Source organism: Pseudomonas sp. SA233 (assembly GCF_054792385.1).
This window is the reverse complement of the sequence record NZ_CP096449.1, coordinates 268,817-286,625: the sequence shown is the minus strand read 5'-3', so window position 1 is coordinate 286,625 and position 17,809 is coordinate 268,817. Positions and strand designations below refer to the sequence as shown.

Here is a 17,809-nt window from a genome sequence, read left to right as displayed (position 1 = left end):
GCCGATAGTCCGATGAACAGTCAGCCCCGATGAACAGCAAGCCTCCAGTCTGCGCGGCCTCATCGCCCTTGACCATGCCCGCCGCCAGCAACACCTACGATTACGTCCAGCTCAACGATGCCAGACGCGACAGCACGCCCCTGGCCGAAGAAGTGGCCCTGGCCATTGCCTACAACGGGCTGAACCAGGCGGTGATGCTGGTCAGCCCCACCGACCTGGAAGACTTCGCCGTCGGTTTCAGTGTCGGCAGCGGCATAGTCGAAGGCACAACGGAAATCTACGACCTGAAACTCTCCGGCAGCGGCTCGGCAATGTACGCCGACCTGGAGATTTCCAGCCGTGCGTTCTGGAACCTGAAAAACCAGCGCCGCCAAATGGCCGGCACCAGTGGTTGCGGCCTGTGCGGGGTCGAAGCGCTGGAGCAGGCACTGCCAGAGCTGGCCAAGCTGCCTGGCGCACCTTTGCCACCCGCGCAATGGTTGGTCGGCCTGCGTGAGCGCATCGATGCCTTCCAGCCCCTCGGCCAACACTGCGGCGCGGTGCATGCGGCGCTGTTCATGGACCGCCATGGCGAGCTGCTGCTAGGCCGCGAAGACATCGGCCGACACAACGCCCTCGACAAGCTGATCGGCGCCTTGCTGCGCCAAGACATCGACAGCCAGGGTGGCCTGGCCATCGTCACCAGCCGCTGCAGCCTGGAGCTGATCCAGAAGGTTCTGCGGGCCGGTATCCAGACCTTGGTCAGCCTGTCGGCGCCCACCGGCCTTGCCCTGCAATGGGCGCGCAAACACAACCTCAACCTTATCCATTTGCCCAAGCACAGCGCACCGCGGGTCTACAGCCCAGCGGCGGAGTCGTAACAGTCGTGACCTCGTACCAACACCTCCCGGACAACGCCCCAGCCTCTCCACCTCGTTACAAGCCCTACCACGGCCCCGCCGGTGGCTGGGGCGCGCTGCGCAGCGTGGCCAAGGCCTGGGTCGGCAGCGATAACGCGCTGAAGAACATTCGCGCGCTGCTCAAGACCAACCAGAACGGCGGTTTCGACTGCCCCGGCTGCGCATGGGGCGACTCGCCGGAAAGCGGCATGGTCAAGTTCTGCGAGAACGGTGCCAAGGCAGTGAACTGGGAGGCGACCAAGCGCCGCGTCGATGCCGCGTTTTTCGCCCGCTACAGCGTCACCTCGCTACTGCAACAGAGCGACTACTGGCTGGAGTACCAGGGGCGCCTGACCGAGCCGATGGTCTATGACGCGTCCAGCGACCGCTACCAGCCGATCAGCTGGGACGCCGCGTTCACCCTGATCGCTCGCGAGCTGAACAAGCTGGCCAGCCCTGACCAGGCCGAGTTCTACACTTCGGGGCGCGCCAGCAACGAAGCAGCGTACCTGTACCAGCTTTTCGTGCGGGCCTACGGCACCAACAACTTCCCCGACTGCTCGAACATGTGCCACGAGGCCAGCGGCGTGGCCCTGGGGCAAAGCGTCGGGGTTGGCAAGGGCACCGTCACCTTCGACGACTTCGAGCACGCCGATGCGATTTTCGTCTGGGGCCAGAACCCCGGTACCAACCACCCGCGCATGCTTGACCCGCTGCGCGATGCGGTAAAACGCGGCGCCCAGGTGGTGTGCATCAACCCGCTCAAGGAACGTGGCCTGGAGCGCTTCCAGCACCCGCAGAACCCGTTGGAAATGCTGACCAACAGCGACCGGCCGACCAACACCGCATTCTTCCGCCCGGCCTTGGGCGGCGACATGGCGATGCTGCGCGGCATGGCCAAATTCGTCCTGCAATGGGAGCGCGAAGCCCAGGCCAACGGAGAACCGGCAGTCTTCGACCATGCCTTCATCGCTGAACATGGCCATGGCGTCGACGACTACCTGGCGGTAGTGGATGCCACCCCGTGGGAGCATATCCAGGCCCAGTCCGGCCTGGCGCTGGCCGACATCGAACTGGCCGCGCGCATGTACTGCCGTGGCAAGCGGGTGATCATGTGCTGGGCGATGGGCATTACCCAGCACCGCCACTCGGTGCCGACCATCCAGGAAATCGTCAACCTGCAGATGCTGCGCGGCAATATCGGCGTGCCAGGCGCAGGCCTGTGCCCGGTGCGCGGCCACAGCAACGTGCAGGGTGACCGCACCATGGGCATCAACGAGCGCCCGCCGGTGGCCCTGCTGGACGCCATCGAGCAGCGCTTCGGCTTCCCCGTGCCCCGGCACAATGGCCACAACACCGTCGAGGCAATCCACGCCATGCTCGACGGCCGGGCCAAGGTATTCATCGGCCTGGGCGGCAACTTCGCCCAGGCAACGCCGGACACCGAGCGCACCGCCCAGGCACTGCGCAACTGCGAGCTGACCGTGCATATCAGCACCAAGCTCAACCGCAGCCACCTGGTGCACGGCAAGCAGGCACTGATCCTGCCGTGCCTGGGGCGCACTGACATCGACCTGCAGGCAGAAGGGCCACAGGCGGTAACGGTAGAGGACTCGTTCAGCATGGTCCACGCCTCCAATGGCCAGCTGAAGCCGCTGTCGACGCAGATGCGCTCGGAGCCGGCGGTCATCGCCGGTATCGCCGCCGCCACCCTGGGCAAGAAGCCCGTGGACTGGCACTGGCTGGTGGCTGACTACGACCGTATCCGCGAGCTGATCGGCGACACCATCGCCGGCTTCAGCGGCTTCAACCAGCGCCTGCGCGAGCCGGGCGGTTTCTACCTGGGCAACAGCGCCGCCAGCCGCGAATGGAATACCAGCACCGGCCGCGCGAACTTCAAGGCCAACCTGCTGCCCGACACGCTGCTCGACGAGCGTGTACGCGCCAGCGGCCAGGTGCCAGACCTGATCATGCAGTCGATGCGCTCGCACGATCAGTACAACACCACCATCTACGGCCTGGACGACCGCTACCGTGGCGTGCGTGGCCAGCGCGAGGTGCTGTTCGCCAACGAAGCCGACATCATCCGCCTGGGCTTCCAGCCGGGGCAGCAGGTCGACATCGTGTCGTTGTGGGGAGATGAGCATGTGCGCCGTGTGCACGGCTTCACCCTGCTGGCCTTCGACATCCCGGCCGGGCAGGCGGCGGCGTACTACCCGGAGGTGAACCCGCTGGTGCCGCTGGAAAGCATTGGCGATGGCAGCCATACGCCGACGTCGAAGTTCATTGCCATCAAACTGGAGCGGGCGCGGGACGACGGGCGCATCCTGTAGGAACGGTGTTGGCCTCTTCGCGGGTAAACCCGCTCCCACAGAGGCAACTCAAGGACTGAGAGCGGTGGTATCCCTGTGGGAGCGGGTTTACCCGCGAAGAGGCCGGAAGCCCTTGCGCAAAAATCAAAAAAGCCCTGTTCCATAGCGGTTCAGGGCTTCGTCATAAAGATCTCAGACAGCGAAAAAACGATAAAGTTTCACAGTAAATACAGTAAGTTAGATAATTGTGTACAACTCGTGTTACTCGTCGGATTTCCGTTGCCAGCCTCGCCTGTAAGGCTCAAAAATCGCCCCGTCATCCTAATGAGGCTCTCTTGATGAAGAAGTACTCCTCGATACTGTTGTTGTCTTTCAGCTTGCTCAGCGGCGTTGCCATGGCAGGCGGCACCACCGAGGCCGGCATTGGCGGCGCATTGGGTGGGGTACTGGGCTCCGTGGTGGGCAACTCCATCGGTGGTAGCACCGGCGGCGCCATTGGTGCCGGCCTGGGCGGCGCGGCTGGCGGTGCCTTGGGTGCCGACAAGCGTCAGCGTGGGGAAGCCGCAATCGGCGGCGCGCTGGGCGCAGCAGGCGGTAACGTGGTCGGCCGCTCCGTGGGCGGCACTACCGGTAGCTACATTGGCGCGGCAGCCGGCGGTGGTGCCGGTGGCGCACTGGGTAACTACATGGGTAAGGAGGCCGACAGAGACGATTACCACGAAGGCCGCCGCTACCGTCGTGGTTATGACGACGACCGGCGCCACTGGGACCGTGGCCATCATTACGGCCATCGCAAGCACAAGCGCCACTGGCGCGACTAACGCCTGAGGGCCCTGCCCCGGCAACAGAAGCCCCGCCCCTGCCAGCGGGGCTTTTTTATGCCTGCTGTTCCAGCAGTACACCAGACAGGATCACCTGCAGCGTCTCTGGCAATGCCACCGGCCGGCCACTGGCGCGTTCGATGAACACCTGCACCACCGTGCCTGCCGCACACGCCTCCGGCTCCCCTGGGCGGAACAGGGCCAGGCGGTACTCCACCGTGCTGCCCGCCAGGCGCATCACCCCCAGCCCCACTTCCAGCACATCCGGGAAGCCGGGCAGTGCGTAGAAATCCGCCGCCGAACTGACCACGAAGGCCGCCAGCTCGCCGTCACGCAGGTCCAGTTCGGCCTGTTCGACGAGGAACGCCTGGATGGCGGTTTCGAAAAAGCCGTGCACGGTGGCACCGGCGACGTGGCCATTCAGGTCATTGTCCTGAGGGCGAGTGAGGATGGGGTGGAAGTGGGAGAAGGCAGTGCGCTGAGGGGATTCGGTCATCTGGCTGGCTCTTGTCTTCGCAATGGATGCTGACAGTGAAACAGAAAAACCGGTTTCCCGCTGCTTGTGCCGGCCTCTTCGCGGCTAAAGCCGCTCCCACAGGTACACCACCAACGTTGAATGCAGTGCAGTACCTGTAGGAGCGGCTTTAGCCGCGAAGAGGCCGGTACAGGCAGTAGAAAACGAAAAGGCCGCCCGTTGGGGCGGCCTTTTCGTTACCGGCAAGCTCAGCTTACAGCTGCGGGCCAGCGGCCTTGATGGCGTCGGAAACTTCGAACTTCTTGAAGTTTTCGATGAACAGCTTGGCCAGGCCTTTGGCGGCCTCGTCGTAGGCAGCCTTGTCAGCCCAGTTGGTGCGCGGGTTGAGCAGCTCGGTATCAACGCCCGGAACGGCCTTAGGCACGTCCAGGTTGATGATGTCCAGGTGCTCGGTTTCGGCACCGATCAGCGCGCCGCTCTGGATCGCAGCGATCACGGCACGGGTGGTCGGGATGCTGAAGCGCTTGCCAACGCCGTAGCCACCGCCGGTCCAGCCGGTGTTGACCAGGTAGACCTTCGAGTCGAAGCCCTTGATACGCTTGATCAGCAGCTCGGCGTACTCGCCAGCCGGGCGCGGGAAGAACGGGGCGCCGAAGCAGGTGGAGAAAGTCGACTTGATGCCGCTGCCCGAACCCATTTCGGTGGAACCGACCAGCGCGGTGTAGCCGGACAGGAAGTGGTAGGCCGCCTGCTCGTTGTTCAGGATCGAAACCGGAGGCAGAACACCAGTCAGGTCGCAGGTCAGGAAGATGACTGCGTTCGGCTCGCCGCCCAGGTTCGCTGCGGAACGCTTGGCAACGTGCTCCAGCGGGTAGGCCGCACGGCTGTTCTGGGTCAGGCTGACATCGGTGTAGTCAGCGTGCTTGTTGGCGTCGAGGACGACGTTTTCCAGCACGGCGCCATGTTTGATGGCTTTCCAGATGACCGGCTCGTTCTTCTCGGACAAGTCGATGCACTTGGCGTAGCAGCCGCCTTCGATGTTGAAGACCACGCCCTCGCCCCAGCCGTGCTCGTCGTCACCGATCAGGTAACGGCTTTCGTCGGCCGACAGGGTGGTCTTGCCGGTGCCGGACAGGCCGAAGAACAGGGTCACATCGCCTGCTTCGCCGATGTTGGCGGCGCAGTGCATTGGCAGCACGTCGGCAGCCGGCAGCAGGAAGTTCTGCACCGAGAACATGGCTTTCTTCATTTCACCGGCGTAGCGCATGCCAGCGATCAGCACCTTCTTCTGGGCGAAGTTGATGATCACGCAACCATCGGAGTTGGTGCCGTCACGCTCAGGCTCGCACACGAAGTTGGCGACGTTGAGGACTTGCCACTCGCCACGGCCAGCCGGGTTGTACTGTTCCGGGTTGATGAACAGGCAACGACCGAACAGGTTCTGCCAGGCAGTCTGGGTGGTCATCTTCACCGGCAGGTAGTGCTCGGCGGCCGCCCCTACGTGAACGTAGGAAACGAAGTGATCCTGGGCGTTGTTGAACGCCTCGACGCGGTCCCACAGGGCATCGAACTTGTCGGCCGGGAACTTGCGGTTGATCGGGCCCCATGAAATGGCGTCCTGGGTGGAAGGCTCTTCGACGATGAAACGGTCAGCCGGCGAACGGCCAGTACGGTGACCGGTCTCCACGACCAGTGCGCCAGTATCGGCTAGTACGCCTTCACCGCGTTGCAGCGCTTCTTTTACCAGCTCATCGACGCTCAGGTCGGTGTACACGGTGTTGTTGGCTTGCGTCATGAGATACCCCATCCGGCCCGAGGCCGAGTGCTCCAAACGTTTTGTAGTTGTCTTGAAAAAACTACTACAGCGAAAAAAGTGGCCGGATTATGCCAGAAACGCCCAAAAAAAGTAGGCCCCTCCTGTCAGAACTGCGCTTTTGCGCAATTCGACAGGAGATTGTCCTGTAGTTAAACGTTTCAGTGACGAGTTTCTGAGGCTACGTCAGTGCCGCCACCGGCAAACAGTTGCGCCACATCGCTGGCGTCGAAGAAATAGCGCTCGTTGCAGAACTGGCAATCGATCTCCACCTGCCCGCCGCATTCTTCAACCAGCGCCTTGGCATCGTGCTCGCCCAAACTGACCAGCGCATTGCCGGAACGTTCGCGAGAGCAGCTGCAGTTGAAGCGCAGCGGCTGGATATCGAACAGGCGCACGGCATCTTCGTGGTACAGGCGGTGCAGCAGAGTTTCGTTGTCCAGCGCCCACTCATCAGCCTTGAGCGTGGTGGCCAATGCCACAACGTGCTGCCAGCTTTCTTCACGCTCTTCATCGTCCGGCTGGCGATCGCGCGGCAGTTGCTGCAGCAGCAGGCCACGGGCCTTGCCGCCTTCGGCGTTGAGCCAGAAGCGCGTGTTGAGCTGTTGCGACTGGACGAAGTAGTTGGTGAAGCACTCCGACAGGGTGGCGCCGTCGAGGTCGACGGTGCCTTGGTAGCGCTGGCCCTTGACCGGATCAATGGTCAGGGTCAGGTGGCCGTCGGGCATCAGCTGCGACAGGGTCGCATTCGCCGGGATCTGGTCCGCTTCGTAGCGGGCCATGCCACGGATGTCCCGGTCACCTGAACATTCGACCATCAACAGCGGAATCGGCCCTGCGGAACGCGCCTGCAGAATCAGCAGGCCGTCGAACTTCAGCGCCCCCACCAGCAAGGCGGTGGCGGCCATCAGCTCGCCCAGCAGTGCCTGCACCGGCTGCGGGTACTCATGACGCGCCAGCACCGCGGCATAGCTGTCATCGAGAGACACCCACTCGCCGCGCACATCGCGCTCGTCGAAGATGAAACGTTGGGTGAAATCGGTATCAGGCAAGTCGCTCATAGGTTTTGGCTATCTGAAAATGATGACAAAATGGTTACAAGGGTTGTCGGGAAACATGCGAAAACCCCCTGACAGAGCGCTCACAAGGCGCTCCGATTCCTGTTTGCAATAGAGGTATTTTATGGACAATCGACCACTGTTCCAAGCAAGGTGGTCCTGGGGGCCATTGGCAGCCTGTACGCTGCTTCCTATCGCTCTACTGTGTTTCTGGTTATGGCCCATTGGCCAGATCTTGTGCCTGACTTTCGACGAGTGGCTATTCCACAGCCTGAATGCGCCGCTGGCCGACAACACCACCTGGCGCTACATCTGGACCGTCGGTAGCCTGCGCCCATTCGATATCGTCGTCGGCCTGATCCTTCTGGCAGTGCTTATCCGTGGCGACTGGGTGTTCAAGGCAACCCAGGTGCGCCAGGCCTTTTTCGGCTTCCTGGTCACGCTAATCCTCTTAGTGGTGATTCGCGCGCTGTTTTCCAAGTGGGTGGATGCAGCCGGCTGGCAGCACAAGAGCCCTTCGATGATGTTCGACGAGGTGGTGCACCTCAGCGACTACTATCCGAACCTGGAGGCGGCCTGGGAGCTCAAGGACCGTTCCAGCAAGAGTTTCCCGGGGGATCATGCCTCGGTGCTGCTGGTCTGGGCGCTGTTCATGAGCGTGTTCAGCCGCCGCCTGGTGCAGTACCTGGTGGTCTGGGGGTTGGCGGTTTTGTTCATGTTGCCGCGCCTGGTGGCCGGTGCCCACTGGGGGCAGGATGACTACATCGGCGGGCTGCTGATGGCGGTGCTGGCGTTGGGCTGGAGCTGCTACACGCCGCTGGCGGCCAAGGGAAGTGCGGTGCTGATGCGCTGGACGGCGCCGTTGTTCGCGATCGCGGCCAAGTTACCGTTGGTCGGGCGCTTGGCGGTGACCCGCTAGAATCTTGGGGCTACTGCGTAGCCCATCGCGACACAAGGCCGCTCCCACAAGACCGCACAAGGCATTCAGGCAACGCCCTGCTTGTGGGAGCGGCCTTGTGTCGCGAAAGGGCCGCAAAGCGGCCCCGGCTATTCGAAGCTCCCATGCAACTGGTGAATCTGCCGCCGCTGCTTCTTGGTCGGCCGCCCATCGGTGGTCACGCCCATCGCCCCGGCCTTGCGCAGTTCCGCCGCCTGTTCACGCCGGCGCACGCTGTCCTCGGTCTCTTCGTACAACGTCTGCGCCTCTGGCGCCCCACGCCGAACCACCGACAGAGCCTTCACCACCACGGTGCGCTCGTCGAACCCGGTGCGCAGCACGAACTCGTCACCCACCCGCGGCTCCTTGCCCGGCTTGCAGCGCTCACCCCGGCAATGCACCTTGCCGCTCTCGATCGCCGCCTTGGCCAGCGCGCGAGTCTTGTAGAAGCGTGCCGCCCACAGCCATTTGTCCAGGCGGACCTTGTCGTCGTCTTCGGCTTTTTGTGCCATCCCGTTACCTCGAACGCTGTGTTTCATCGAACTGTACTACCGTAACGATCGGATGCAAAAAATCCCCGCCGTGCTTACAGTTCACCACCTCATCCGCAGGGTGCGCTTCGTGAAGACATTTGACCATTTGACTGTGATCGGCCTGCGCGAGTGGGTCGCCCTGCCCGACCTCGGCGTGGCCGGGCTGCGCGCCAAGATCGACACTGGTGCCAGCACCTCCAGCCTGCACGCCACCGAGGTGGAACCGTTCGAGCGCGACGGCCAGCCCTGGGTCCGCTTTACCGCACATCTTGGCTCGGTGGTGCAGTTGCGCCACCGCCGCTGCGAGGCACCGCTGGTGACCATGAAAACCATCAAGAGCTCCAACGGCCAGGCCCAGACCCGCTATGTCATCCGCACGTCACTGGCCCTGGGCGATGGTGTGTGGGAAGTGGAGTTCACCCTGGCCTGCCGCAAGAACATGCGTTATCGCCTGTTGCTGGGTTCCAAGGCCCTGATCCATGGCCAGCTGGTGGTCAACCCTGGCCTCAAATACGTACAAGACAAACCGGCCTTCCCGGCCACCCTTTCTACTGCCACAGGTGCTGCATGAAGATCGCTGTGCTGTCGCGCAATCCGCGTCTGTATTCCACCCGCCGCCTGGTCGAAGCCGGTACGCAGCGGGGCCACGAAATGGTGGTGATCGATACCCTGCGGGCCTACATGAACATTGCCAGCCACAAGCCGCAGATCCACTACCGCGGCAAGCCGCTGGAAGGCTTCGACGCGGTGATCCCGCGCATCGGTGCATCGGTGACCTTCTATGGCTGCGCAGTGCTGCGCCAGTTCGAGATGATGGGTGTATATCCGCTCAACGAGTCGGTAGCGATAGCCCGCTCCCGCGACAAGCTGCGTTCACTTCAATTGCTGTCGCGGCGCGGCATCGGCCTGCCGATTACCGGTTTCGCCCACTCGCCGGACGACATCCCCGACCTGATCCAGATGGTCAATGGCGCCCCGCTGGTGATCAAGGTGCTGGAAGGTACACAGGGCATCGGCGTGGTGCTGTGCGAAACCACCAAGGCCGCCGAATCGGTGATCGAGGCGTTCATGGGGTTGAAGCAGAACATCATGGTGCAGGAATACATCAAGGAAGCGGGTGGCGCGGATATCCGCTGCTTCGTGGTCGGCGACAAGGTCATTGCGTCGATGAAGCGCCAGGCCAAGCCGGGCGAATTCCGCTCCAACCTGCACCGCGGTGGGGTGGCCAGCCTGATCAAGATCACCCCGGAAGAACGCATGACCGCCATTCGCGCGGCCAAGGTAATGGGCTTGAGTGTGGCGGGTGTGGATATCCTGCGCTCCAACCACGGGCCGCTGGTGATGGAGGTGAACTCATCGCCGGGGCTGGAAGGCATCGAAGTGACCACCGGCAAGAACGTGGCCGCCATGATCATCGAGCATCTCGAGAAGAATGGCGGGCCTAATCAGACTCGGACCAAGGGTAAGGGCTGAGATTTTGGGGCTGCTTTGCAGCCCATTCGCAGCACAAGGCTGCTCCTACAAGGGATCTCGCCCCCCTGTAGGAGCGGCCTTGTGTCGCGAAAGGGCCGCAAAGCGGCCCCGGCAATCACACGGCATTACGCGGTAGCAACAGCCCCAAAGGCAACCGTACCCGCGCCTCGATCCCGCCACCAGAGCGATTGCGCAACTCCACATTCCCGCCATGCTGCGCCGCGATCCGCTTGACGATCGCCAGCCCCAGCCCGGTGCCCTTGCCCCCCCGGGCCCGGTCACCACGAATGAACGGGTTGAAGATGGTCTCCAGCTCCGACTCGTCGATCCCCGTCCCGCGGTCCAGCACGCTCAGCACCACATACGGCGCACTCTCGTCGCCCGACACATAGGCGGCCACCTCGACCCCCTTGCCGGCGTGGTGCAGGGCATTGCCGATCAGGTTGCCCAGCATGCGTTTGAGCGAAACCCGGCGCAGCGGGAACGGTGGGATTGGCTCCAGGCACAACCGCACCCGCTCTTCCGGCTGGTTGTACGGCGCCACCACTTCGCGCACCAGGTCGGCCAGGTCGACCTCCTCAACCGGCTCGTCACGGCCATCGCGGATAAAGGCCAGGAACTGGTCGAGGATCGCGTCCATGTCCTCGATATCGCGGACCATGTCGTCACTCAGTTCGCTGTCGCTGTCCAGCAACGACAACGACAGGCGCAGGCGCGTCAGCGGTGTACGCAGGTCGTGGGAAACCCCGGCCAGCATCAGCTCGCGCTCGCGCCCGGCCTGCTCGACATCCTCGGCCATCTGGTTGAAGGCCTTGTACACCTCGGTCATCTCGCTGGGCGTATCGCTGATCGGCAGGCGCACGCTGCGCCCCTGGCCCAGCTGCCGGGCGGCGAACACCAGGCGCTTGAGCGGCTGGTTCAGCTGGCGCACGAAGATCCAGGCCGAAGCTGTGGACAACAGGCCGATGGCCAGGAACCAACCCAGCACGTTCCAGATCTTCTGCCCACGCAGCGGGTGCGGGTACAGCGGTACCTTCAACCAGCCCGGCCCCAGGCTTGGCGCATTGACCCACAACGCCGGCGGCGCATGAATGCGCAGCCGTACCTCGGTGTCTTCACCCAACTCGGCCTGCATCTGCCGTTGGTAGATTTCGCTGTAGGGCCAGTGCTGCTCACCCTCGGGCACGCCCGAGCCGGTGACCCGGATAAGGCCTGCCGCTTCGGCGATCTTGTCGCGGTTTTCTTCGTCGGCCGCCCAATAAGCGCGCAGGGTCAGCGCAACACCGTGGCTGTACTGACGGTCGACCAGCACGTCCTCGTTCATCAGCAGGTAGACCAGGGTCAAGGCCTTGGAGAACAAGACGACGATCAACACCAGCCACAGGGTGCGGGCGAAGAAACTTTGCGGAAACCAGAGCGGTGTTTTCATCGACGGCGCGGCATCATTTACCGGCGTTTCCGTCCGGCACGAACACGTAGCCCACGCCCCACACGGTCTGGATATAACGCGGCTTGGACGGGTCCGGCTCGATCATGCGGCGCAGACGCGAGATCTGCACGTCGATGGAGCGTTCCAGCGCATCCCATTCACGGCCACGCGCCAGGTTCATCAGCTTGTCGCGGGTCAGCGGCTCGCGCGCGTGCATCACCAGCGCCTTGAGCACGGCGAACTCGCCGGTAGTGAGCATGTGCACTTCGTCGCCACGCTTGAGTTCGCGGGTGGCCAGCGACAGCTCGTAGTCGCCGAAGGTGACCGACTCGTCTTCGCTACCCGGCGCACCCGGCACGCTCGGTGCCTGGCGGCGCAGCACGGCCTTGACCCGGGCCATCAGCTCGTCCGGGTTGAACGGCTTGCCCAGGTAGTCGTCTGCACCCAGCTCCAAGCCCTTGATACGGCTGAGCTCGTCACCCTTGGCGGTGAGCATGATGATCGGGATCTGGTTGTTCTGCTGGCGCAGGCGCTTGCACGCCGACAGGCCATCCTCGCCGGGCAGCATCAGGTCGAGCACCACCAGGTTGAACACCTCACGCTGCAGCAGGCGGTCCATCTGCTCGGTGTTGGGCACCGCACGGGCACGGTAGCCCTTGCTGGTGAAGAAACGTTCCAGCAGGCTGCTCAGCCCCGGGTCGTCGTCGACGATGAGAATCTTGTCACCTTCAGCGGTGTTTGGCGTGCCGGTCATGAATAACTCCTCTGATATCGCCGCGCATTATGGCGTAGCCATTGCTGCACGTTGCGTGAGCATTGTTAGCAGATTTTTCCCCCGGCGCCAGTTCCGGCTGGCCGGGCGCCATCACCGCAAGCCGTTTGCGATGGGTATAATGCGCGGCTTTCATCCAGCGCCGCCGGGCGACAGGCCCACAGGCGACCCCCGTATTCACAAATGTCAGGTGGTTTACATGGACAGCATCAACAGCCGTATCGCCGAGGAACTGGGCGTACGCCCCCAGCAGGTCGAGGCGGCCGTGGGCCTGTTGGACGAAGGCTCGACCGTGCCCTTCATCGCCCGCTACCGCAAGGAAGTGACCGGTAGCCTGGACGACACCCAGCTGCGCCATCTGGAAGAGCGCCTGCGCTACCTGCGCGAACTCGACGAGCGCCGTGCCAGCATCCTGGCCAGCATCGAGGAGCAGGGCAAGCTGACCCCGGCACTGGCCCGCGAGATCAAGCTGGCCGATACCAAGACCCGCCTCGAAGACCTGTACCTGCCGTACAAGCAGAAGCGCCGCACCAAGGGCCAGATCGCCCTGGAAGCCGGCCTCGGCGAGCTGGCCGACGGCCTGTTCAACAACCCAGACCTTGCCCCGGAAAGCGAAGCCGCACGCTTCGTCAACGCCGACAAGGGCGTGGCCGACGTCAAGGCCGCGCTGGAAGGCGCCAAGTACATCCTCATGGAGCGCTTCGCCGAGGACGCCGCCCTGCTCGACAAACTGCGCAGCTTCCTCAAGCAGGAGTCGGTGCTCAGCGCCCGCGTCGTGCCTGGCAAGGAAGAGGAAGGCGCCAAGTTCCGTGACTACTTCGCCCATGACGAACTGCTGCGCAACGCCCCGTCGCACCGCGCCCTGGCAATTTTCCGCGGGCGTAACGAAGGCGTGCTGAGCGCCTCGCTGAAGGTGGGCGAAGAACTGCCCGGCACCTTGCACCCGTGCGAATTGATGATCGGCAACCACGTCGGCATCGAGAACCGCAACCGCCCGGCCGACAAGTGGCTGGGTGAAGTGGTGCGCTGGACCTGGAAGGTCAAGCTCTACACCCACCTGGAAACCGACCTGTTCGGCGAGCTGCGCGACAACGCCGAAGGCGAGGCGATCAATGTGTTCGCCCACAACCTGCACGACCTGCTGCTGGCCGCCCCCGCCGGCCCGCGCGCCACCCTGGGCTTCGACCCGGGCCTGCGTACCGGCTGCAAGATCGCCGTGGTCGATGCCACAGGCAAGTTGCTGGACCACACCACGGTCTACCCGCACGCGCCGAAGAACGACTGGGACCGCACCATTTCGATCATGGCTGCGCTGTGCGCCAAGCACTCGGTGGAGCTGATCGCCATCGGCAACGGCACCGCCAGCCGCGAAAGCGACAAGCTGGTGGCGGAGCTGGTCAAGAAGTACCCAGCGCTGAAGATCACCAAGATCATGGTTTCCGAGGCCGGCGCTTCGGTGTATTCCGCATCGGAACTGGCCGCCCGCGAATTCCCGGACCTGGACGTGTCGATCCGTGGCGCCGTGTCGATTGCCCGCCGCCTGCAGGACCCGCTGGCCGAGCTGGTGAAGATCGACCCGAAATCCATCGGTGTCGGCCAGTACCAGCATGACGTGTCTCAGCTGAAACTGGCGCGCGGCCTGGACGCCGTGGTCGAGGACTGCGTGAACGCCGTGGGCGTGGACGTTAACACCGCCTCCGTGGCCCTGCTGACGCGCATCTCCGGCCTTAACGCTACCCTGGCGCAGAACATCGTCGCCCACCGCGATGCCAACGGCCCGTTCGCCACTCGCGCGGCACTGAAAAAGGTCAGCCGCCTGGGTGAGAAAACCTTCGAACAGGCCGCCGGCTTCCTGCGTGTGATGAACGGCGACAACCCGCTGGATGCCTCCGCGGTGCACCCCGAGGCCTACCCGCTGGTGCAACGGATTGCCGCCGATACCGGCCGTGACATCCGCTCGCTGATCGGTGACAGCAGCTTCCTCAAGCGCCTGGACCCGAAGAAATTTACCGATGAAACCTTCGGCCTGCCGACCGTCACCGACATCCTGCAGGAACTGGACAAGCCTGGCCGCGACCCACGCCCCGAGTTCAAGACCGCCACCTTCCAGGACGGCGTCGAGGATCTCAAGGACCTGGAACCGGGCATGATCCTCGAAGGCGTGGTGACCAACGTCACCAACTTCGGCGCCTTCGTCGACATCGGCGTGCACCAGGACGGCCTGGTGCACATTTCGGCGCTGTCGGAGAAGTTCATCAAGGACCCGCGTGAAGCGGTCAAGGCCGGCGACGTGGTCAAGGTCAAGGTCATGGAAGTGGACATCCCGCGCAAGCGTGTCGGCCTGTCCATGCGCATGAGCGACACCCCTGGCGAGAAGGTCGATGGCAACCGCGGCGGTAACCGTGGCAATGGCGGCAACCGCCAGCAGCAGGCGCCGCGCCAGCGCGAAACCGCCACCGCAGCACCGGCCAACAACGCCATGGCAGCCCTGTTCGCCAACGCCAAGCAGCTGAAGAAGAAGTGATGGACGTTCCACGCGAATACGTCGAAAGCGCCTTCAGCCAGCTCCTCGGCTGCCGCCTGCAACGCCTGGAGACAGGTGTTGCCGAGGTAGCCCTGGCGCTCGAGCCACACTTGCGCAACCGTGGCCAGAAGCTGCACGGCGGGGCGATCTTCAGCCTGGTGGACATCGCCATGGGCCTGGCCTGCTCGGCCAGCCATGGCTTCGACCAGCAAAGCGTCACCATCGAGTGCAAGATCAACTACATGCGCGCCGTCAGTGACGGCGAGGTGCTGTGCACCGCCCGCGTGCTGCACGCCGGGCGGCGCACCCTGGTGGTCGACGCCGACGTAGTTCAGGGCGACAAGCTGGTGGCGAAAGCGCAAGGAACCTTCGCGGTTCTCTAGCTCACCAAGCATTATCTGCGGTATTTTCAGCAGTGCGCTGGCACTGCTGGATCCGCGTTAACCAGGCGACAACGCCAGTTCCTTTCTTCCTACCCTTGTAGACCGTTATCTCTACCCCCATATTGGGGCGACTGACGCGTGAAGGAATACATCTTGAGCGACCTCCTCAACCGCCGCCTGAGCCTGCTCGGCGCCAATCTTCCCCTGCTCAAGCAGTGCCTGCACGGTATTGAGCGCGAATGTCTGCGCGTGACCGACGAAGGTCGCCTGGCCCAGACCCCGCATCCGCAAGCCCTGGGATCGGCGCTGACCAACGAGCAGATCACCACCGATTATTCCGAGTCGCTGCTGGAGTTCATCACTCCGGCCCTTCCCGACCCGGCCAAGGTGCTGGAAAGCCTCGAAGAGACCCACCGTTTCGTCTACAGCAAGCTGGGCGACGAATACCTGTGGAGCCCGTCGATGCCCTGCACGCTGCCGGCCGAGGAGGACATCCCGATCGCCGAGTACGGCAGCTCGAACATCGGCAAGCTCAAGCACGTCTACCGCAAGGGCTTGGCCCTGCGCTACGGCCGCACCATGCAGTGCATCGCCGGTATCCATTACAACTTCTCGCTGCCCGAAGCGCTGTGGCCGTTGCTGCGCTCCGCAGAAGGCGGCAGAGAAAGCGACCGCGACTACCAGTCGTCGGCCTATATCGCGCTGATCCGCAATTTCCGCCGCTACAGCTGGCTGCTGATGTACCTGTTCGGCGCCTCCCCGGCCCTGGACAAAGGCTTCCTGCGTGGCCGCCCGCACCAGCTCGAAGAGCTGGATGCCGAAACCTTGTATCTGCCCTACGCCACCAGCCTGCGCATGAGCGACCTGGGCTACCAGAGCAACGCCCAGGCCGGCCTCACGCCGTGCTACAACAACCTGGCCAGCTACACCGACAGCCTGCGCAAGGCGGTGGGCACGCCTTACCCGCCTTACGTCGAAGTCGGCACGCACGTGGATGGCGAGTGGGTACAGCTGAACACCAACATCCTGCAGATCGAAAACGAGTACTACTCGAACATTCGCCCCAAGCGCGTCACCTACACCGGCGAGCGGCCGATCCAGGCCCTGACCTCGCGCGGCGTGCAGTACGTGGAAGTGCGTTGCCTGGACATCAACCCGTTCCTGCCGGTGGGCATCGACCTGACCGAGGCGCGCTTCCTCGACGCGTTCCTGCTGTTCTGCGCGCTGGAAGACAGCCCGCAACTGGACAACGGCGAATGCGGCCAGTGCACCAACAACTTCCTGACCGTGGTCAAGGAAGGCCGTCGCCCGGGCCTGGAACTGCGCCGCAATGGCCAGCCGATCGGCCTGAAGGACTGGGCCAGCGAGCTGATCGAGCGTATCCGGCCACTGGCCGATCTGCTCGACCAGGCGCAAGGCGGTGCAGAGCACGGCAATGCCCTGGATGCCCAGCAGGCCAAGGTCGACGACGCCTCGCTGACCCCGTCGGCCCAAGTGCTGGCGCGCATGACCGAGCATAACGAAAGCTTCGTCAAGTTCGCCCTGCGCCAGAGTCGTATTCACGCCGAAACCTTCCGCGAGCAGCCACTGCCGGTCGAACGCCAGCAGGCCTTCGAAACCCTCGCCCGCGACTCGCTGGCCGAGCAGTCGCGCCTGGAACAGCAGGAAGTCGGCGACTTCGACCTGTTCGTCGGCGCCTACCAGGCCAGCATCCTGGCGATCAGCAACTGATGACCCGCACTGCCACCCCGCGCAAGCCGCGCGCCAGCAGCCAGGCCAGGATCGAGGCGATCCTGGCTGCTGCACGCGAGTTGCTGGCCGAGCTGGGGGTGGCGAGCCTGTCGATCTACAGCGTGGCCGAGCGCGCACAGATACCACCGTCGTCGGTGTACCACTTCTTCGCCAGTGTGCCGGCGCTGCTGGAGGCGTTGACGGCCGATGTGCACCGGGCCTTTCGGGAAGCGCTGAGCGCGCCGATCGACAGCAGTGCGTTCAACACCTGGCACGAACTGTCACGGCTGATCGAGCAGCGCATGCTGGATATCTACAACGAGGACGCGGCGGCGCGGCAGCTGATCCTGGCCCAGCATGGCCTGAGCGAAGTGGTGCAGGCCGACCGGCAGCACGACATGGAACTGGGCGACTTGATGCACAAGTTGTTCGACCAGCATTTTCATCTGCCCGTGATGCCGGCGGATGTGGACGTGTTTGCCCTGGCCATGGAATTGAGTGACCGGGTGTATGCGCGGTCGGTGCAGCTGCATGAGGCGATCACCCCGCGCATGGCCGAGGAAGGCAAGCGAGTGTTCGAGGCGTATCTGGGGTTGTATCTACCGCCATTTCTGGCGAAGCGTTCCAGCTGAGATCATTGGGGCCGCTGTGCGGCCCTTCGCGGGCACGC

16 protein-coding genes are annotated in these 17,809 nt (G+C 63.7%); 10 read left to right on the top strand and 6 right to left on the bottom strand.

Annotated features, from left to right (window positions below):
- Window positions 1-29 precede the first annotated feature (29 nt).
- The 3 genes from fdhD to M1D87_RS01295 all read left to right on the top strand — a co-directional run bounded on the left by fdhD (window position 30) and on the right by M1D87_RS01295 (window position 4,011).
- On the top strand, window positions 30-860 hold the full coding sequence (gene fdhD, locus M1D87_RS01305) for a formate dehydrogenase accessory sulfurtransferase FdhD (protein WP_013970464.1): 831 nt from the start codon (window positions 30-32) through the stop codon (window positions 858-860).
- Between the two features lie 5 nt (window positions 861-865).
- Window positions 866-3,211, top strand: a complete 2,346-nt coding sequence (locus M1D87_RS01300) for an FdhF/YdeP family oxidoreductase (protein WP_123085089.1) — start codon at window positions 866-868, stop codon at window positions 3,209-3,211.
- Between the two features lie 317 nt (window positions 3,212-3,528).
- Entirely contained in the window at window positions 3,529-4,011 is a 483-nt protein-coding gene (locus M1D87_RS01295) for a glycine zipper domain-containing protein (RefSeq protein WP_025337335.1), read from the top strand.
- 55 nt (window positions 4,012-4,066) lie between these two features.
- Here M1D87_RS01295 and M1D87_RS01290 read toward each other — a convergent pair whose 3' ends face one another.
- The 3 genes from M1D87_RS01290 to hslO all read right to left on the bottom strand — a co-directional run bounded on the left by M1D87_RS01290 (window position 4,067) and on the right by hslO (window position 7,360).
- Window positions 4,067-4,507, bottom strand: coding sequence for an acyl-CoA thioesterase (locus M1D87_RS01290; protein WP_123085090.1), 441 nt, complete (start codon window positions 4,505-4,507; stop codon window positions 4,067-4,069).
- A gap of 232 nt (window positions 4,508-4,739) precedes the next feature.
- Window positions 4,740-6,281, bottom strand: a complete 1,542-nt coding sequence (locus tag M1D87_RS01285; RefSeq protein WP_061550685.1) for a phosphoenolpyruvate carboxykinase — start codon at window positions 6,279-6,281, stop codon at window positions 4,740-4,742.
- Between the two features lie 179 nt (window positions 6,282-6,460).
- Entirely contained in the window at window positions 6,461-7,360 is a 900-nt protein-coding gene (gene hslO, locus M1D87_RS01280) for an Hsp33 family molecular chaperone HslO (protein WP_013970459.1), read from the bottom strand.
- Window positions 7,361-7,481: 121 nt separating this feature from the next.
- Here hslO and M1D87_RS01275 point away from each other — a divergent pair, with 121 nt between their 5' ends.
- On the top strand, window positions 7,482-8,276 hold the full coding sequence (locus M1D87_RS01275; protein WP_075044322.1) for a phosphatase PAP2 family protein: 795 nt from the start codon (window positions 7,482-7,484) through the stop codon (window positions 8,274-8,276).
- A gap of 128 nt (window positions 8,277-8,404) precedes the next feature.
- On the opposite strand, the gene M1D87_RS01270 is transcribed toward M1D87_RS01275, so the two are convergent.
- Window positions 8,405-8,806 (bottom strand): RNA-binding S4 domain-containing protein, encoded by a 402-nt coding sequence (locus M1D87_RS01270; protein ID WP_013970457.1) that lies wholly within the window; start codon window positions 8,804-8,806, stop codon window positions 8,405-8,407.
- Window positions 8,807-8,915: 109 nt separating this feature from the next.
- Here M1D87_RS01270 and rimB point away from each other — a divergent pair, with 109 nt between their 5' ends.
- Both rimB and rimK read left to right on the top strand, forming a co-directional pair.
- Entirely contained in the window at window positions 8,916-9,398 is a 483-nt protein-coding gene (rimB, locus tag M1D87_RS01265; RefSeq protein WP_003257436.1) for a retropepsin-like aspartic endopeptidase RimB, read from the top strand.
- Window positions 9,395-10,300 carry a 30S ribosomal protein S6--L-glutamate ligase gene (rimK, locus tag M1D87_RS01260; RefSeq protein WP_013970455.1) on the top strand — a complete coding sequence of 302 codons (906 nt, stop codon included), beginning with the start codon at window positions 9,395-9,397 and terminating at the stop codon, window positions 10,298-10,300. Before rimB ends, rimK begins: the two co-directional genes overlap by 4 nt.
- Before the next feature lie 115 nt (window positions 10,301-10,415).
- Here rimK and M1D87_RS01255 read toward each other — a convergent pair whose 3' ends face one another.
- Window positions 10,416-11,729 carry an ATP-binding protein gene (locus tag M1D87_RS01255; protein ID WP_013970454.1) on the bottom strand — a complete coding sequence of 438 codons (1,314 nt, stop codon included), beginning with the start codon at window positions 11,727-11,729 and terminating at the stop codon, window positions 10,416-10,418.
- 13 nt (window positions 11,730-11,742) lie between these two features.
- Window positions 11,743-12,483: an osmolarity response regulator transcription factor OmpR gene (gene ompR / locus M1D87_RS01250; RefSeq protein WP_012270052.1), complete on the bottom strand. Its 741-nt coding sequence runs from the start codon at window positions 12,481-12,483 to the stop codon at window positions 11,743-11,745.
- A gap of 217 nt (window positions 12,484-12,700) precedes the next feature.
- Here ompR and M1D87_RS01245 point away from each other — a divergent pair, with 217 nt between their 5' ends.
- The 4 genes from M1D87_RS01245 to M1D87_RS01230 all read left to right on the top strand — a co-directional run bounded on the left by M1D87_RS01245 (window position 12,701) and on the right by M1D87_RS01230 (window position 17,771).
- Window positions 12,701-15,025 carry a Tex family protein gene (locus tag M1D87_RS01245; RefSeq protein ID WP_061550683.1) on the top strand — a complete coding sequence of 775 codons (2,325 nt, stop codon included), beginning with the start codon at window positions 12,701-12,703 and terminating at the stop codon, window positions 15,023-15,025.
- Window positions 15,025-15,408, top strand: coding sequence for a PaaI family thioesterase (locus M1D87_RS01240; protein WP_003257433.1), 384 nt, complete (start codon window positions 15,025-15,027; stop codon window positions 15,406-15,408). Before M1D87_RS01245 ends, M1D87_RS01240 begins: the two co-directional genes overlap by 1 nt.
- 153 nt (window positions 15,409-15,561) lie before the next feature.
- On the top strand, window positions 15,562-17,139 hold the full coding sequence (gshA, locus tag M1D87_RS01235; protein WP_183596674.1) for a glutamate--cysteine ligase: 1,578 nt from the start codon (window positions 15,562-15,564) through the stop codon (window positions 17,137-17,139).
- On the top strand, window positions 17,139-17,771 hold the full coding sequence (locus M1D87_RS01230) for a TetR/AcrR family transcriptional regulator (RefSeq protein ID WP_025337328.1): 633 nt from the start codon (window positions 17,139-17,141) through the stop codon (window positions 17,769-17,771). Before gshA ends, M1D87_RS01230 begins: the two co-directional genes overlap by 1 nt.
- The last annotated feature ends 38 nt before the right edge of the window (window positions 17,772-17,809 follow it).

Coding starts and splice junctions, on each gene's coding strand:
- fdhD (WP_013970464.1), top strand. CDS start 30: ATGAACAGCAAGCCTCCAGTCTGCGCGGCCTCATCGCCCTTGACCATG.
- M1D87_RS01295 (WP_025337335.1), top strand. CDS start 3,529: ATGAAGAAGTACTCCTCGATACTGTTGTTGTCTTTCAGCTTGCTCAGC.
- M1D87_RS01290 (WP_123085090.1), bottom strand. CDS start 4,507: ATGACCGAATCCCCTCAGCGCACTGCCTTCTCCCACTTCCACCCCATC.
- M1D87_RS01285 (WP_061550685.1), bottom strand. CDS start 6,281: ATGACGCAAGCCAACAACACCGTGTACACCGACCTGAGCGTCGATGAG.
- hslO (WP_013970459.1), bottom strand. CDS start 7,360: ATGAGCGACTTGCCTGATACCGATTTCACCCAACGTTTCATCTTCGAC.
- M1D87_RS01275 (WP_075044322.1), top strand. CDS start 7,482: ATGGACAATCGACCACTGTTCCAAGCAAGGTGGTCCTGGGGGCCATTG.
- M1D87_RS01270 (WP_013970457.1), bottom strand. CDS start 8,806: ATGGCACAAAAAGCCGAAGACGACGACAAGGTCCGCCTGGACAAATGG.
- rimK (WP_013970455.1), top strand. CDS start 9,395: ATGAAGATCGCTGTGCTGTCGCGCAATCCGCGTCTGTATTCCACCCGC.
- M1D87_RS01255 (WP_013970454.1), bottom strand. CDS start 11,729: ATGAAAACACCGCTCTGGTTTCCGCAAAGTTTCTTCGCCCGCACCCTG.
- ompR (WP_012270052.1), bottom strand. CDS start 12,483: ATGACCGGCACGCCAAACACCGCTGAAGGTGACAAGATTCTCATCGTC.
- M1D87_RS01245 (WP_061550683.1), top strand. CDS start 12,701: ATGGACAGCATCAACAGCCGTATCGCCGAGGAACTGGGCGTACGCCCC.
- M1D87_RS01240 (WP_003257433.1), top strand. CDS start 15,025: ATGGACGTTCCACGCGAATACGTCGAAAGCGCCTTCAGCCAGCTCCTC.
- M1D87_RS01230 (WP_025337328.1), top strand. CDS start 17,139: ATGACCCGCACTGCCACCCCGCGCAAGCCGCGCGCCAGCAGCCAGGCC.